Genomic DNA, 15,418 nt, shown 5'->3' with positions numbered 1-15,418 from the left:
CTCGTCTCCTTATGCGAAGTCGGCGGCAAATTCGTCGATCGCAGCCTTGATCTTGCCTTCCGCATCGCCCTTGACCTTGGGGTCCTCGGACTCGATCCAGTCGAGCAGGTCCTTGCGCTTGCCGCGCAGGTGCTTGAGCAGACCCTGCTCGAAGCGGCCGACCTGGCCCACGTCGATGTCGTCGAGGTAGCCGTTGGTGCCGGCGTAGATCACGCAGACGATCTCGGCGTTGGTCAGCGGCGAATACTGCGGCTGCTTCATGAGCTCGGTCAGGCGCGCACCGCGGTTCAGCAGACGCTGGGTCGCGGCGTCGAGGTCGGAACCGAACTGCGCGAAGGCGGCCATCTCGCGGTACTGGGCGAGCGAGAGCTTCACCGGGCCGGCAACCGACTTCATCGCGTTGGTCTGGGCCGAGGAGCCCACGCGCGACACCGACAGACCGGTGTTCACGGCCGGACGGATGCCCTGGAAGAAGAGTTCCGTCTCGAGGAAGATCTGGCCGTCGGTGATCGAGATCACGTTGGTCGGGATGAAGGCCGACACGTCGCCGCCCTGCGTTTCGATGATCGGCAGCGCCGTCAGCGAGCCCGAGCCGTGGTCCTCGTTCAGCTTCGCCGAACGCTCCAGCAGGCGCGAGTGCAGGTAGAAGACGTCGCCCGGGTAGGCTTCGCGGCCCGGCGGGCGGCGCAGCAGCAGCGACATCTGGCGGTAGGAAACGGCCTGCTTGGACAGGTCATCGTAGATGATGAGCGCGTGCTTGCCGTTGTCGCGGAAGTGCTCGGCGATCGCGGTCGCGGTGTAGGGCGCGAGGTACTGCATCGGCGCGGGGTCCGACGCGGTCGCGGCGACGACGATCGAGTAGTCGATGGCGCCGGTTTCCTCGAGACGCTTCACCAGTTGCGCCACGGTCGAGCGCTTCTGGCCGACGGCGACGTAGACGCAGTACAGCTTGTCGCTGTCGTCCTTGGCCGCGTCGTTGTACGACTTCTGGTTCAGGATCGTGTCGAGCGCGATGGCGGTCTTGCCGGTCTGACGGTCGCCAATGATCAGCTCGCGCTGGCCACGGCCGATCGGGATCATGGCGTCGATGGCCTTGAGGCCGGTCGCCATGGGCTCGTGCACCGATTTACGCGGGATGATGCCCGGCGCCTTCACGTCGGCGACGCGGCGCTCGGAGGCGTCGATGGCGCCCTTGCCATCCAGCGGGTTGCCGAGGCCGTCGACCACGCGGCCGAGCATCTGCTCGCCGGCGGGCACGTCCACGATCGAGTTGGTGCGCTTGACGACGTCACCTTCCTTGATGTCGCGGTCCGACCCGAAGATCACGACGCCGACGTTGTCGCTTTCCAGGTTCAGCGCCATGCCCATGATGCCGCCGGGGAACTCGACCATCTCGCCGGCCTTCACCGCGTCGAGGCCGTGAACACGGGCGATGCCGTCACCGACGGAGAGCACGCGGCCCACTTCTGCAACCTCGGCCTCCTGACCGAAGTTCTTGATCTGCTCCTTCAGGATCGCAGAAATCTCGGCTGCTTGGATACCCATTTATCCGACCTCTTTCATGGCATTCTGGAGGGAATCGAGCTTGGAGGCGATCGAGGTGTCGATCATCTTCGAGCCCACCTTGACTACGAGACCGCCAATGAGGCTTTCATCCACGGTCGTGTTGATCTTGATCTCGCGCCCGACACTGGCTTTCAGCGTCTCGGCGAGCTTTGCGGCCTGGGCGTCGGTCAGCGCGGTGGCCGAGACCACCTCGGCGGTGACTTCGCCCTTGTGGCGCGCGATCATCTCGCGCAGCTGGGTGACCAGCTGAGGCACCACGAAGAGGCGCCGCTTCTGTGCCATCAGGCCCAGCGAGTTCTTGACCACCGGGATCAGGCCCATCTTGTCGGCGATCACGGTGATCGCATCCTGTTGCGCCTGGCGCGAATAGACGGGCGAGGAGATCAGGTCGCGCAGATCCGCACTGTCCTCCAGCGCCTGCGCCAGATCGTCAAGGTTGGCTTCCAGCTGGTCGAGCTGTTGTTCCTCTTTGGCGATCTCGAAGATCGCCGTGGCATAGCGTGCCGCGATGCCGCTGGAGATCGAAGCTGATTCAGACACGTCCACCCTTCCGATATGATGCCCCCGTGACACGCGGGGTCGTCCCGGCGTCCGGAGGCGTTGTCCCTGCCCTGAGGCTCCCAGAGCGTCAAAATCAGCGCGGATGTAGCAGAGCCTCCCAGACCTCGCAACATGCTAACGGCGTTTTAACAAACGCGCGAACCCCGGAATTCCAATGACTTGCACGAAAGCTGGCGGGGCATTCGGGGCAGCACTCTGGAAACATGAGGTATTTTCGGGCGAATGCGCGATTCTGCCGCAATCGGCGGCGCTTCGGCCGCACCGAAGATGGTAGCGTTAAAGGTCGCAACGCACAGCGAATCCGCACTGCCCCACGTCTGCGGCGACACAGCCTCAGACGGGTTTTGCGGTCTGTCCGGGCTTGGGGGCGAGCACGTCGAGCGGGCTCGGCACGCGCACCCGGGTGCCCAGCCCCTTGCGCTGCGGCGGGTGGCGCTTTGAGGCCTGCACGATCAGTACGCCCCCGGCCATGACCGCGGGGATGGCGCGGCCCATCCGCTCCCAGCCCGGGGCCGTCTTCATCCAGAAGCGCCGGGTCGAGGGCGGCTGGTAGAGCACCGAGGCATAGTTGATGCGGGTGAAGTCATGCGCCTTGAGCTGCGCGTCGAGCTGGCTGATCGAATAGGGCCGCCCGTAGCCGAAGGGCGTGGCGTCCGAGCGCGCCCAGAGCCCGGAGCGGTTGGGAACGATGAACAGCACCTCGCCGCCCGGCCCCAGCACCCGGTAGCATTCGTCCAGTAGCTCGGTCGGCCGTTCCGAGGTCTCGAGCCCGTGCATCAGGATCAGCCGGTCGACATGGCCGGTGTCCAGAGGCCAGAGCGTCTCCTCGCAGAGGACCGAGACGTTGGGCTGCCCGGCCGGCCAGGGCATCACCCCCTGCGGACCCGGCATCAGGGCCACGACCCGGCGCGCGGTGCTTAGGTAGGGGCGCAGCAGCGGCGCGGCGAAGCCGAAGCCGACGACGGTCTGCCGCTCGCCCGCGGGCCAGAAGCGCAACACCTGGTCGCGCACGGCCCGCTGCGCCGCGCGCCCCAGGGCGCTGCGGTAGTAGAAGTCACGCAGAGTGTTCACGTCCAGATGCATTGCGGCGCTCCGACCGATCCGCCAAGCTGGGGACACTCTGGCAAAGCCGCAAAGGAATGACCATGCCCCTGGAGATCGTGACCGTCCCCTGTCTCAGCGACAACTATGCCTACCTCGTGAAGGCTCCCGACGGCGTCATCCTCGTGGACGCGCCCGAGGCCGGCCCTATCCTAGCCGAGCTCGAGTCGCGGGGCTGGGAGCTCGACACGCTGCTCATCACCCACCACCACCACGACCACGTCGGCGGCGTGGCCGAACTGCGCGAAAAATACGGCTGCGCGGTCATGGGTCCGCGCGCCGAGGAGGCCAAGCTGCCGCCGCTGACGCAGGCGCTGGAAGAAGGCGACGACCCGTGGGTCGCGGGCACCGAGGTGCGCGTGATTTCCGTCCCGGGCCACACGATGGGGCACGTCGCCTTCTACATGCCCGAGGGCGAGGCCGCCTTCACCGCCGACAGCCTCATGGCGCTCGGCTGCGGCCGTGTCTTCGAGGGCACGCCCGAAATGATGTGGGAGAGCCTGTCGAAACTCGCAGAACTGCCGCCCGAGACCATGATCTACTCGGGTCACGAATACACCCAGGCGAACGCGCGCTTCGCCGAGACCATTGAACCCGGCAACGAGGCACTTAAATCTCGTATAGACGAGATTGCCAAAGCCCGGTCAGAGGGACGACCTACCGTACCCTGCGCGCTGTCCGAGGAACTGGCCACCAACCCCTTCCTGCGCCCCGACAGTCCCGAGATCCGCGAACGGCTCGAGATGCCGGACGACGCGGAGGCCCGGGTTTTCGCCGAAATCCGTGCCCGGAAGGACCGGTTCTGAGCCGCCCGCTTTCACGCCACGTTGCACCCCTCGCGGCAATTGTGAGCGACGCAGGAACAGAAAAGACTTGAAGCACCGTCGGGATCGACCAAACTTTAACCGTAAGAGGCAAAGTTGGGAGACCAAGGCCCGACGCAGACAAGAGGAGCACCCCCGTGCCTTCATTCTCGAACACCCTGGAGCAGGCAATCCACGCGGCCCTCGCGCTGGCCAATTCGCGCAGCCACGAGTTCGCGACCCTCGAACATCTGCTGCTGGCGCTGGTCGACGAACCTGACGCCGCCCGCGTCATGAAGGCCTGTTCGGTGGACACCGAAGAACTGCGGACCACGCTGGTCGAGTTCATCGACGAGGACCTGTCGAACCTCGTGACAGACATCGAGGGGTCCGAGGCGGTGCCCACCGCCGCCTTCCAGCGCGTCATCCAGCGCGCCGCGATCCACGTTCAAAGCTCGGGCCGGACGGAGGTGACGGGGGCCAACGTCCTGGTGGCCATCTTCGCCGAGCGCGAATCGAACGCGGCCTACTTCCTGCAGGAGCAGGACATGACCCGCTACGACGCGGTGAACTTCATCGCGCACGGCGTGGCCAAGAACCCCGCCTACGGCGAGGCGCGTCCCGTCCAGGGCGCCCAGGAAGCCGAGGAAGAGGCCAAGACCTCGCAGGAGGCGCCGCAGGCCGACAACAAGGAGTCGGCGCTCGGCAAGTACTGCGTGGATCTCAACGCCAAGTCCCGCCAGGGCGACGTCGACCCGCTGATCGGCCGTGGCCAGGAGGTTGAGCGCTGCATCCAGGTGCTCTGCCGCCGGCGCAAGAACAACCCGCTCCTGGTGGGCGATCCCGGCGTGGGCAAGACCGCCATCGCCGAGGGTCTCGCGCGCAAGATCGTCAACGGCGACACCCCCGAGGTGCTGCGCAATACCACGATCTACTCGCTCGACATGGGCGCGCTGCTGGCCGGCACCCGCTACCGCGGCGACTTCGAGGAGCGGCTGAAGGCCGTCGTGCAGGAGCTCGAGGAACACCCCGACGCGGTGCTCTTCATCGACGAGATTCACACGGTGATCGGCGCTGGCGCCACTTCGGGCGGTGCGATGGACGCATCGAACCTGCTGAAGCCCGCGCTTCAGGGCGGCAAGCTGCGCACCATGGGCTCCACCACCTACAAGGAGTTCCGTCAGCACTTCGAGAAGGACCGCGCGCTGTCGCGGCGCTTCCAGAAGATCGACGTGACCGAACCCTCGGTGGATGACACCGTCAAGATCCTCAAGGGCCTCAAGCCCTACTTCGAGGACCACCACTCGGTGAAATACACCCAGGATGCGATCAAGTCGGCCGTGGAGCTGTCCGCGCGCTACATCAACGACCGCAAGCTGCCCGACAAGGCCATCGACGTCATCGACGAGGCCGGCGCGGCGCAGCATCTCGTGGCCGCCTCCAAGCGCCGCAAGTCCATCGGTGCCAAGGAGATCGAGGCCGTGGTCGCCAAGATCGCGCGGATCCCGCCCAAGAACGTCTCGAAGGACGACGCCGAGGTGCTCAAGGATCTCGAGGCGACGCTCAAGCGCGTGGTCTTCGGTCAGGACAACGCGATCGAGGCGCTGTCCTCGGCCATCAAGCTGGCCCGTGCCGGCCTGCGCGAGCCCGAGAAGCCCATCGGCAACTACCTCTTCGCCGGCCCCACCGGCGTCGGCAAGACCGAGGTGGCCAACCAGCTCGCCAGCTCGCTGGGCGTGGAACTGCTGCGCTTCGACATGTCGGAATACATGGAGAAACACGCCGTCTCGCGCCTGATCGGCGCACCGCCGGGCTATGTCGGCTTCGATCAGGGCGGTCAGCTCACCGACGGCGTGGACCAGCACCCGCACTGCGTGCTCCTGCTCGACGAGATCGAGAAAGCGCACCCGGATGTCTACAACATCCTGCTGCAGGTGATGGACCACGGCACGCTGACCGACCACAACGGCCGGACGGTGGATTTCCGCAACGTGATCCTCATCATGACCTCGAACGCCGGCGCGACCGAGCAGGCCAAGGCGGCCATCGGTTTCGGACGCGACCGCCGCGAGGGCGAGGATACCGCCGCGATCGAGCGGACCTTCACGCCGGAATTCCGCAACCGCCTGGACGCGGTCATCAGCTTCAAGCCGCTGCCCAAGTCCACGATCCTGCAGGTCGTCGAGAAGTTCGTGCTTCAGCTCGAAGCGCAGCTGCTGGACCGGAACGTCACCATCGAGCTGACCAAGCCGGCGGCCGAATGGCTGGCAGAGCGGGGCTACGACGACAAGATGGGCGCCCGCCCGCTGGGCCGCATCATCCAGGAGCACATCAAGAAGCCGCTCTCCGAGGAGCTGCTCTTCGGCAAGCTCCAGAAGGGCGGCGTGGTCAAGGTCACGGTCAAGGACGACCAGCTCGTCCTGAAGACCGAGGGCCCCGACAAGCTGCGCCTGTCGTCGAAGAAGCCGCCGCTGCTCACCGCCGAGTGATGCGAGCGCTTATCGCTGCACTGATCGTCTCCGCCGCGCCGCTCGCGGCGGAGACGCCCGTTCTGACCCTGCCCATCGACTGCGAGCTGGGCGTCTCCTGCTTCATCGAGGACTACGTCGACCGCGACCCGGAGCCGGGCACGCAGCGCGATTTCGCCTGCGGGCTGAACTCGCGCGACGGGCACAAGGGCACCGACATCGCGCTGCTGTCCTTCGACCGCATGGACGAGGGCGTGGAGGTGCGGGCCGCCGCGCCGGGCCGCGTGCTGCGCACGCGCGACGGCATGGCCGACGACATCACCCTGCAGGGCGTCACCGACGACAACGCCTGCGGCAACGCCGCGCTTATCGAGCACGGCGACGGCTGGCAGACGATGTATTGCCACATGAAGCGCGGCTCTGTCGCGGTGCAGCCGGGCGACGAAGTCGCCGCCGGCGATCCGCTGGGGGAGGTCGGCGTTTCGGGCCAGACCACGCATCCGCATGTCCACCTGACCGTCTACCGCGATGGCGAGGTGGTCGATCCCTTCGCGCCCGGCGATACCTCGGCCTGCGACCCGGCGCCTGACGACACGCTCTGGGCCGAGCCCCCGACCTACTACAAGACCGGGCTGATGACCGCCGGCTTCTCCACCGCCCTCCCCTCGCTCGACGAGGTGCGCTCGGGCGCCGCGCGCGTCACCGAAACGGCCCCCGGCACGCCGCTGGTGGTCTACGGTCACATGGCCTACCCCCAGCCGGGCGACTTGCTGACCATCACCGCGCAGGGCCCGGACGGCGAGGAGATGTTTCGGCAGGAGATCGAGGTCGAGACCGACCAGGTCAGCCAGATGCGCGCCTTTGGCCGCCGTGCGCCATCGGGCGGATGGCCCGCCGGCGATTACCTCGGCGAGGCACTGGTGACCCGCGACGGCGTGGTGATCGCCCATCGCAACGCGCATGTGACGGTGCGGTGAGCCGCCCCCACGGGCGCCTTCCCCTGCCCAGCCCCGCGCCCTAGTCTCGCGCCATGGCGATCCCGGTCGAGACCTTCTTCCTGCGCCCCGGCGGGCAGGGCACGCTTCAGGCGCGCATCCAGCAGATGGTGGCTGAGGGCATCCTCTCGGGCCGCTTCCGGCGCGGCGAACGCCTGCCCTCGACCCGCGGGCTCGCCCGGCACCTGGGCGTCAGCCGCATCACCGTGACGCTCGCCTACACCGAACTCGTCGCCAGCGACTACCTCGCCTCAAGGGGGCGCTCCGGCTACTTCGTCTCCGAGAACGCACCCGAACCGCCCGAGTTCTCGCCCACCCCGCGCGACGAACGCGTGAACTGGGACCAGGCCATCGGCCGCCGCTTCAGCAGCTCCGAGACGATCATCGCCCGCCCACCCGACTGGGCCGACTACCGCTATCCCTTCATCTACGGGCAGGCCGACCCGCAGCTCTTCGACCACGCCAACTGGCGGCTCTGCGCGATGCAGGCGCTTGGCGCGCGCGACTTCCACGCGCTGGCGCAGGACCATTACGACCGCGACGACCCCGAGCTGGTCGACTTCATCGCGCGCCAGACCCTGCCCCGCCGCGGCATCGTCGCCCGCCCCGAGGAGATCCTCGTCACAATGGGCGCACAGAACGCGCTCTGGCTCACGGCGCAGGTGCTGCTGACCCGGCAGCGCCGCGCCGCGATCGAGGATCCCTGCTACCCGGCCCTGCGCGCGCTTCTGAACCAGACCCGCTGCCGCCTCGCCCCGATGCCGGTCGACGCCTCGGGCCTGCCGCCCGAACGGGTGCCCGAGCGCACCGATGTGATCTTCACCACGCCAAGCCACCAGTGCCCGACCTCGGCGACCATGCCGCTCGACCGGCGCGAGGCGCTGCTGGCCCGCGCCCGCGCGCTCGACGCGCTGATCGTCGAGGACGACTACGAGTTCGAGATGGCCTACCTCAAGCCGCCCGTGCCGGCGCTCAAGTCGCTCGATGCCGACGGGCGGGTGATCTACGTCGGCAGCTTCTCGAAGTCGCTCTTCCCGGGACTGCGGCTGGGCTACCTCGTGGGCTCCGAGCCCTTCATCCGCGAGGCCCGCGCCCTGCGCGCCAGCATGCTGCGCCATCCGCCGGGCCACATCCAGCGCACCGCCGCCTATTTTCTCAGCCTCGGGCACTACGACAGCCTGGTGCGCCGCATCGGCCGCGCGCTCACCGCGCGCCGCAGCGAAATGGAGCACGCCATCGCCCGCCACGGGCTCGACCTTGCCGGGCTGGGCGCGCATGGCGGCTCCTCGGTCTGGATGCGGGCGCCCTCGGGCACCGACACCGCGAGGCTGGGAGAAGCCCTGCGCGCTCAGAGCGTGCTGATCGAACCCGGGGCGCCCTTCTTCGTCGGCGCGGACCGGTCCGCGGCCTACTACCGGCTCGGCTACAGCTCGATCCCCTCCGAGCGCATCGACGCCGGCATCGCACGCATCGCAGAGGCGCTTGCGCCCGCCCCCGACGGCGGCTAGGGCAGAACCATGCGGATCATCCGGGATTACCAATACGTCGACCCCGAGGACCGGGGCGCCAGTGTCGCCATCGGCAACTTCGACGGCGTGCACCGTGGCCACAGGGCCGTCATCGAACAGGCCCGCGCGGTGGGCGGCGGCGCGCCGCTCGGCGTGCTCACCTTCGAGCCGCATCCGCGCGAGTATTTCGCACCCGATGCCCCGCCCTTCCGCCTGATGTCCTCCAAGGCGCGGGCCTCGCGGCTGGCCAAGCTGGGGGTCGACCGGCTCTACGAGCTGAACTTCAACGCCTCGCTCGCCGCGCTCGCACCGCGCGACTTCGCAGAGCGCGTCATCCGCGACGGGCTGGGCCTGTCGCACGTCGTCGTGGGCGGCGACTTCCGCTTCGGCAAGGGCCGCGCGGGCACGGTTACCGATCTGCAGCACTTCGGCGCCGAGATGGGCTTCGGTGTGACCGTGGCCGAGATCCTCGCGCACGAGGGCGAACAGGTCAGCTCGACCGCGATCCGCAAGGCCCTGACCGAGGGCCGCCCGCGCGACGCCGCCGCCCTGCTGGGCCACTGGCACCGCATCGAGGGCCCCGTCGTCGGCGGCGAGCAGCGCGGCCGCGAGCTGGGCTATCCCACCACCAACATGTCCATCGCGGGGCTCCATCCGCCGAAGATGGGCGTCTACGCGGTGCTGGTCGACGTCCTGACGGGCGAGCACAAGGGCCAGTATCGCGGCGCCGCCTCCATCGGCGTGCGGCCCATGTTCGGCGAGAACACCGCCAACCTGGAAACATACATCTTCGACTTCAGCGGCGATCTCTACGGCGCGACGCTCTCGATCGGGCTGGTCGACTACCTGCGCCCCGAGGTGAAATTCGACGGGCTCGACGCGCTGATCACCCAGATGGACCGCGACTGCGCCCGCGCGCGCGAGATCCTGGCCGACCTATGACCGATCCCATCGACCGCAGCCGCCTCAAGCCCCGCTTCTGGGAGCGCAAGCGCCTCGGAGAGATGAGCGCCCGCGAGTGGGAGGCGCTCTGCGACGGCTGCGGCAAGTGCTGCCTCAACAAGCTCGAGGACGAGGAAAGCGGCGAGGTCGCCCTGACCCGCGTGGCCTGCCGGCTCTTCGACGACAGCACCTGCCGCTGCGCGCAATACGAGATACGCCACCAGTTCGTGCCCGAGTGCATCGTGCTGAAACCCTCGAACATCGACCAGCACGCCTACTGGATGCCCGAAACCTGCGCCTACCGGCTGCTGTGGGAGGGCAAGCCGCTCTTCGACTGGCACCCGCTGATCTCGGGCACGCCCGAGTCGGTGCATGCGGCGGGCGTCTCGGTGCGGGGCGCCACGGTGCCCGAGTTCGAGGTCGACGAGGACGACTGGGAAGACCACATCATCGAGGAGCCGACCTGATGCATTTCGCGTCCGACAACGCGGGCCCCGTGCCCGCGCAGGTGATCGAAGCGCTGTCGCGCGCCAACACCGGCCATGTCCCCAGCTACGGCGCCGACGCCGTGACGCAGGGTGTCGCCGACCGCCTGCGCGACCTCTTCGAGGCGCCGGACGCGGCGGTCTACCTCGTGCCTACGGGGACGGCGGCCAACGTGCTGTCGCTGGCCTGCCTCTGCCCGCCCTGGGCGACGGTCTTCTGCGCCCCGGTGGCGCATATCCACGAGGACGAGTGCAACGCGCCCGAGTTCTACACCGGCGGCGCCAAGCTGACGCTGGTGGGCGATGACGACCGCATGACGCCCGAGACCCTGCGCACCGCGATCCGGGGCGAGGGCACGCGCGGCGTGCACGGGCCGGCACGCGGGCCGGTCTCGATCACGCAGCTGACCGAACGCGGCAACGTCTATTCGCTGGACGAGCTGCGCGCCCTCACCGCCGTCGCACATGAATTCGGCCTGCCGGTGCACCTCGACGGCGCGCGCTTTTCCAATGCCTGCGTCAAGCTGGGCGCCACGCCCGCCGAGATGAGCTGGAAGGCCGGTGTCGACGTCTGCGTCTTCGGCGGCACCAAGAACGGCCTCATGGGAGTCGAGGCCGTGCTGGTCTTCGACCCCGACAAGGCGCGCGACTTCGAGCATCGCCGCAAGCGCGGCGCGCACCTCTTCTCCAAGCACCGCTACCTCGCGGCGCAGATGGAGGCCTATCTCGAGGGTGACCTCTGGCGCGATCTCGCCACGCGCGCCAACAGCCGCTGCGACCAGCTGGTGCAGGGGCTGAAGGGCGCCGGCGTCGAGCTCGTCAACGACACCTGGGCGAACATCGCCTTCTTCCGGGCACCGCTTGCCGCCCACAAGGCCCTGCAGGCACAGGGGGCTGTCTACGCGCTCTGGGGCGGGACCGAGGGGCTGGCGGACACCGACATGGTCACGGGCCGCCTGGTCTGCGACTGGTCGCTGGCGCCCGAGGACGTCTCGGCGTTCCTCGAGGCGCTGCGCGGCGCGCTCTGAGCGCCGGCAGCAGAGGCGCGGCCCCGTCGGCCGCGCCGGGAATCAGTTCAGCTGGAAGTGCAGCTCGTAGCTTCCGTCGGTGAAGGCACCGAACAGGTCCGGGATGTCCGGGTGATCGACCGGCTCGCCCGAGTAGTCGGCGATCAGGTTCTGCTCCGAGACATAGGCCACGTAGAAACTCTGATCGTTCTCGGCGAGCAGGTGGTAGAACGGCTGTTCCTTGTCCGGACGGCTGTCCTCGGGAATCGCCTCGTACCATTCCTCGGTGTTGCTGAACTCGGGGTCCACGTCGAAGACCACACCCCGGAAGGGATGCTTGCGATGACGGACGACCTGGCCCAGGTGATATTTCGCTCGGTGTGTGTGCATCAGAACCTCTGTGGCCAATTTTAGACGCAACGGGGGCAATTTGTCCAACTCCGGCAGCCGTTATCGCCGGAAACACTGCGTAAACCCTAGCCCGACAGTGTGCCGTGACCAGTGGGCGGGCGGTGGAAGGCGTGGCGCCGCCGATTCCGCCTGATGGGGGAAATGTGATTCCCACGCTGGGTGCAATGCGATAGACTGCGACCCAAGGCAATCATGCCATATAACAACGACCGGCGAGGGGCAGATGAGCAGTTGGCTTCGCGCGCTGGTGATCGTTCTGCTGGCCGCCTCCTGCGGGGGTGGTGGCAGCGGCGAGTCACCGAAGAACCTGGATGACGCCTGTTCCATTCTCAGGCAGCGCCCGGGCTACATCCGCGCGTTCCGCGCCACGGAGCGCAAATGGGGCGTGCCGGTTGCCGTGCAGATGGCGACCATCTACCAGGAAAGCAAGTTCAAGTCGGACGCGCGAACACCGTTCCGCTACGCCATGGGCGTGATTCCCTACGGCCGGCAGAGCTCGGCCTTCGGGTACAGCCAGGCACTGGACGGCACCTGGGACGAATACGTCGAGGATACGGGCGGCTGGCGCAGCCGGCGCGACGATATCCGGCACGCGACGGATTTCATGGGCTGGTACATGTCGCAGACCCGCGACAGTCTCGGGATCTCGCTGCGCGATGCGCGCAACCAGTATCTCGCCTACCACGAGGGGCGCACCGGCTATGCCCGCGGCTCCTACAACGCCAAGTCCTGGCTGCTGCGCGTGGCCGACGAGGTGGGCCAGCGCGCGGTGATCTACGAGGTCCAGCTGGCGAACTGTCCCGCCGCACGCTGACGCGACAGGCCCCGGCGCCACCGCCGGGGCCCCGCAGGCTCAGCGCTCGACGTTGCGCACGTTGAACACGCTGTTCGACAGGCTCGTATTGGTCAGCCCTCCCAGAACCACCGTGGTCTTCTGGCCGTTGCTGTCGGTGATGATCCACTGCCGCAGCTCGGTCGGGTTTCCGGTGAACTTCAGCTGGATCGAGCCGTACTCGGGCCGTTGCGGGTCCTGCGCCGTGACGATGGTCGCGGTGCCGTCATAGCTGTGGCGCGTGACCATGCCCGTGCGGGTCAGGTCGACGTTGCGCGCCAGGATGATCGACAGCGGCGTCTGGCTCAGCGGGTAGGTGTCGGGCTGACTGCTCATCTTGTCGAAGACGTAGACCGCCCCCGACCATGCCAGCACCAGCGACTTGTCCGGGGGATTGTACTCGAAGCGGGCCTTGCCCGGCCGCTTGAGATAGATCGTGCCGGTCGAGATCGTGCCGTCGGCGTTGATCTGGGTGAAGGGGCTCTGCGCCGACTGCACCGTGTTCAGGTAGCGCGACAGTTCGCCCAGAGACAGCTTCTGCGCTGCGGCCGGGAGGGCTGTCAGCATCAGCGCCGTCAGAGCGGCGGTGAGGATTCGGATCATGCGGGGTCCTTCCTGCTCGGGTGTCCGTCCGGATCCATCCCATTCCGCGGGCGGTTATGCGATAGCAACCGGGTCGGAAGAGGATCTAGGCGCACCCCGCACCCCGATCAACGGGCGACGGCCCTCCGCAGGCGGAGAGCCGCGCGCCCGGTCCCCGCCTCAGGCCTGTTCCGGCACGAGAATCTCGCGCTTGCCGACGTGGTTCGCCGCCGAGACGACGCCTTCGTCCTCCATCTGCTCCACGAGGCGCGCGGCCTTGTTGTAGCCGATGCCCAGCTTGCGCTGGATGTAGGAGGTCGAGCACTTGCGGTCCTTGATGACGATCTGCACCGCCTGGTCGTAAAGCGCGTCCTCGCCCCCCGTGTTGCCGCCGGTGTTGAGGCCAAGGACCGCGTCGATATCGCCGGCCTTCTCGTCCTCGGGGCCCTGCACGACGCCGGACACGTAGTCCGGCGGGCCGAAGGCCTTGAGATGGCTCACCACCTCCTCGACCTCCTCGTCGGACACGAAGGGACCGTGGCAGCGGGTGATCCGCGCGCCGCCCGCCATGTAGAGCATGTCGCCCATGCCCAGCAGCTGCTCGGCGCCCATCTCGCCCAGGATGGTGCGGCTGTCGATCTTCGACGTGACCTGGAAGGAGATCCGGGTCGGGAAGTTCGCCTTGATCGTGCCGGTGATGACGTCGACCGACGGGCGCTGCGTGGCCATGATCAGGTGGATGCCCGAGGCACGGGCCATCTGCGCAAGACGCTGGATGCAGGCCTCGATCTCCTTGCCCGCGACCATCATCAGGTCGGCCATCTCGTCGACGATGACGACGATGTAGGGCATCTTCTTGGGCTCGAATTCCTCGGTTTCGAAGACCGGCTCGCCGGTCTCGTCGTCAAAGCCCGTCTGCACCGTCCGCGAGAACATCTCGCCCTTGTCGAGCGCGTCCTTCACCCGGCCGTTGTAGCCGTCGATGTTGCGCACGCCCATCTTGGACATCTTGCGGTAGCGGTCCTCCATCTCGCCCACGACCCACTTGAGTGCCACGACGGCCTTCTTGGGGTCGGTCACGACCGGGGAGAGCAGGTGCGGGATGCCGTCGTAGACGCTGAGTTCCAGCATCTTGGGGTCGATCATCACCAGCCGCAGGTCCTCGGGGGTCAGCTTGTAGAGCAGCGACAGGATCATGGTGTTGATCGCCACCGACTTGCCCGAGCCCGTGGTCCCCGCGATCAGCAGGTGGGGCATCTTGGCCAGGTTCGCGACCATCGGATCGCCGTCGATCCCCTTGCCCAGCGCCAGCGGCAGCTTGCCGTTGCCGTCGCCGTAGTCGCGGCTCGACAGGATCTCGCGGAACGAGACCATCTCGCGCTTGTCGTTGGGCAGTTCGATCCCGATCACGCTGCGCCCCGGCACCGTCGAGACACGCGCCGAGAGCGCCGCCATCGAGCGCGCGATGTCGTCGGCAAGGCCGATCACCCGGCTCGCCTTGAGGCCCGGCGCGGGTTCAAGCTCGTACATGGTGACCACGGGGCCGGGGCGCACGCTGACGATCTCGCCCTTCACGCCGTAGTCGTCCAGCACGGTTTCCAGCATGCGCGCGTTCTCTTCCAGCGCCTCGTCGCTCAGGTGATGGCGCTCGATCGAATCGGGGCTCATCAGCAGGTTCAGCGGCGGCAGCTCGAACTCGGACTCGCTGTCGTCGAAGCCAAGGCTCGGCTGGGCCTCCTGCTGCGCGCGGCGCGAGCGCTGCACCGGCTTGCGCACGGGCTGCTCGACCTTGGCCTTGCGCGGCTGTGCGACCGGCAGCTCGGGGCGTGCGGCCGCGTCGAAGGCGCCCGGCGCGGGGCCGTAGTTCTCGGGCATCTCGTCGTCGTCGTCCTGCGGCGCGGCGGCATAGTCGTCCTGCGGCGCCTCGGCATAATCATCGTAGCCGGACGCCTCGGCGTGATCCTGCTCCGGCGCGTCGCCGTAGTCGTCGAAGTCGCGGTAGTCCTCGAAGGTGTAGTGCTCGTCCTCCTCGGCCATGGGCGCGGGCGGCACCTCCTGCGCGGGCGCGGCCGCAGGCGCACGGAGCTCGCGCACGGGTGCGCGCGGCGCCTTGGGCTCTGCCACATAGGCCTGCGCGGGCGCCTCCTGGGGCGCGGC

At 67.8% G+C, this 15,418-nt stretch carries 14 protein-coding genes; 8 read left to right on the top strand and 6 right to left on the bottom strand.

All coding sequences use genetic code 11. From position 1 onward, the window contains the following. Positions 1 to 9: 9 nt before the first annotated feature. From atpA to SALMUC_RS00845, 3 genes are all read right to left on the bottom strand, one after another. Positions 10 to 1,545 (bottom strand): F0F1 ATP synthase subunit alpha, encoded by a 1,536-nt coding sequence (atpA, locus tag SALMUC_RS00855; RefSeq protein ID WP_020040993.1) that lies wholly within the window; start codon positions 1,543 to 1,545, stop codon positions 10 to 12. Then, positions 1,546 to 2,112 (bottom strand): F0F1 ATP synthase subunit delta, encoded by a 567-nt coding sequence (locus tag SALMUC_RS00850; protein ID WP_020040994.1) that lies wholly within the window; start codon positions 2,110 to 2,112, stop codon positions 1,546 to 1,548. Positions 2,113 to 2,460: 348 nt separating this feature from the next. Then, the gene (locus SALMUC_RS00845; RefSeq protein ID WP_020040995.1) at positions 2,461 to 3,210 is read right to left on the bottom strand and encodes a class I SAM-dependent methyltransferase; all 750 of its coding nucleotides are present in this window, start codon (positions 3,208 to 3,210) and stop codon (positions 2,461 to 2,463) included. A gap of 62 nt (positions 3,211 to 3,272) precedes the next feature. Between SALMUC_RS00845 and gloB the strand changes: the two genes are divergently transcribed. From gloB to SALMUC_RS00810, 7 genes are all read left to right on the top strand, one after another. Next, entirely contained in the window at positions 3,273 to 4,034 is a 762-nt protein-coding gene (gloB, locus tag SALMUC_RS00840; protein ID WP_020040996.1) for a hydroxyacylglutathione hydrolase, read from the top strand. 155 nt (positions 4,035 to 4,189) lie between these two features. Then, positions 4,190 to 6,520 carry an ATP-dependent Clp protease ATP-binding subunit ClpA gene (gene clpA / locus SALMUC_RS00835; protein ID WP_020040997.1) on the top strand — a complete coding sequence of 777 codons (2,331 nt, stop codon included), beginning with the start codon at positions 4,190 to 4,192 and terminating at the stop codon, positions 6,518 to 6,520. Then, positions 6,520 to 7,476: a M23 family metallopeptidase gene (locus SALMUC_RS00830; RefSeq protein ID WP_020040998.1), complete on the top strand. Its 957-nt coding sequence runs from the start codon at positions 6,520 to 6,522 to the stop codon at positions 7,474 to 7,476. The genes clpA and SALMUC_RS00830 overlap by 1 nt, the downstream gene beginning before the upstream one ends. 53 nt (positions 7,477 to 7,529) lie before the next feature. Next, positions 7,530 to 9,002: a MocR-like pyridoxine biosynthesis transcription factor PdxR gene (gene pdxR / locus SALMUC_RS00825; RefSeq protein ID WP_020040999.1), complete on the top strand. Its 1,473-nt coding sequence runs from the start codon at positions 7,530 to 7,532 to the stop codon at positions 9,000 to 9,002. A 9-nt stretch (positions 9,003 to 9,011) separates the two neighbouring features. Further along, on the top strand, positions 9,012 to 9,944 hold the full coding sequence (locus tag SALMUC_RS00820) for a bifunctional riboflavin kinase/FAD synthetase (RefSeq protein ID WP_020041000.1): 933 nt from the start codon (positions 9,012 to 9,014) through the stop codon (positions 9,942 to 9,944). After that, positions 9,941 to 10,411: a YcgN family cysteine cluster protein gene (locus SALMUC_RS00815; protein WP_020041001.1), complete on the top strand. Its 471-nt coding sequence runs from the start codon at positions 9,941 to 9,943 to the stop codon at positions 10,409 to 10,411. Before SALMUC_RS00820 ends, SALMUC_RS00815 begins: the two co-directional genes overlap by 4 nt. Then, positions 10,411 to 11,457 carry a threonine aldolase family protein gene (locus tag SALMUC_RS00810; RefSeq protein ID WP_020041002.1) on the top strand — a complete coding sequence of 349 codons (1,047 nt, stop codon included), beginning with the start codon at positions 10,411 to 10,413 and terminating at the stop codon, positions 11,455 to 11,457. Before SALMUC_RS00815 ends, SALMUC_RS00810 begins: the two co-directional genes overlap by 1 nt. A gap of 42 nt (positions 11,458 to 11,499) precedes the next feature. Here the strand turns inward: SALMUC_RS00810 and hspQ are convergent, their stop codons facing one another. Next, the gene (gene hspQ / locus SALMUC_RS00805; protein WP_020041003.1) at positions 11,500 to 11,826 is read right to left on the bottom strand and encodes a heat shock protein HspQ; all 327 of its coding nucleotides are present in this window, start codon (positions 11,824 to 11,826) and stop codon (positions 11,500 to 11,502) included. Positions 11,827 to 12,070: 244 nt separating this feature from the next. Between hspQ and SALMUC_RS00800 the strand changes: the two genes are divergently transcribed. Then, positions 12,071 to 12,661, top strand: a complete 591-nt coding sequence (locus SALMUC_RS00800) for a transglycosylase SLT domain-containing protein (protein WP_020041004.1) — start codon at positions 12,071 to 12,073, stop codon at positions 12,659 to 12,661. Positions 12,662 to 12,700: 39 nt separating this feature from the next. Here SALMUC_RS00800 and SALMUC_RS00795 read toward each other — a convergent pair whose 3' ends face one another. Both SALMUC_RS00795 and SALMUC_RS30845 read right to left on the bottom strand, forming a co-directional pair. Beyond that, entirely contained in the window at positions 12,701 to 13,282 is a 582-nt protein-coding gene (locus tag SALMUC_RS00795; protein WP_020041005.1) for a LolA family protein, read from the bottom strand. 159 nt (positions 13,283 to 13,441) lie between these two features. Then, positions 13,442 to 15,418, bottom strand: a 1,977-nt coding sequence (locus tag SALMUC_RS30845) for a DNA translocase FtsK (RefSeq protein WP_020041006.1), incomplete at its 5' end; no start/stop codon positions are given.

The organism is Salipiger mucosus DSM 16094, assembly GCF_000442255.1.
GTDB classification, from domain to species: domain Bacteria; phylum Pseudomonadota; class Alphaproteobacteria; order Rhodobacterales; family Rhodobacteraceae; genus Salipiger; species Salipiger mucosus.
This window is presented reverse-complemented; position numbering and strand designations above follow the sequence as displayed.

Bases quoted from the DNA above. Each gene is read 5' to 3' on its own strand.
- atpA (WP_020040993.1), bottom strand. From the start codon at position 1,545: ATGGGTATCCAAGCAGCCGAGATTTCTGCGATCCTGAAGGAGCAGATC.
- SALMUC_RS00800 (WP_020041004.1), top strand. From the start codon at position 12,071: ATGAGCAGTTGGCTTCGCGCGCTGGTGATCGTTCTGCTGGCCGCCTCC.
- SALMUC_RS00830 (WP_020040998.1), top strand. From the start codon at position 6,520: ATGCGAGCGCTTATCGCTGCACTGATCGTCTCCGCCGCGCCGCTCGCG.
- gloB (WP_020040996.1), top strand. From the start codon at position 3,273: ATGCCCCTGGAGATCGTGACCGTCCCCTGTCTCAGCGACAACTATGCC.
- hspQ (WP_020041003.1), bottom strand. From the start codon at position 11,826: ATGCACACACACCGAGCGAAATATCACCTGGGCCAGGTCGTCCGTCAT.
- pdxR (WP_020040999.1), top strand. From the start codon at position 7,530: ATGGCGATCCCGGTCGAGACCTTCTTCCTGCGCCCCGGCGGGCAGGGC.
- SALMUC_RS00810 (WP_020041002.1), top strand. From the start codon at position 10,411: ATGCATTTCGCGTCCGACAACGCGGGCCCCGTGCCCGCGCAGGTGATC.
- SALMUC_RS00795 (WP_020041005.1), bottom strand. From the start codon at position 13,282: ATGATCCGAATCCTCACCGCCGCTCTGACGGCGCTGATGCTGACAGCC.
- SALMUC_RS00815 (WP_020041001.1), top strand. From the start codon at position 9,941: ATGACCGATCCCATCGACCGCAGCCGCCTCAAGCCCCGCTTCTGGGAG.
- SALMUC_RS00845 (WP_020040995.1), bottom strand. From the start codon at position 3,210: ATGCATCTGGACGTGAACACTCTGCGTGACTTCTACTACCGCAGCGCC.
- SALMUC_RS00820 (WP_020041000.1), top strand. From the start codon at position 9,012: ATGCGGATCATCCGGGATTACCAATACGTCGACCCCGAGGACCGGGGC.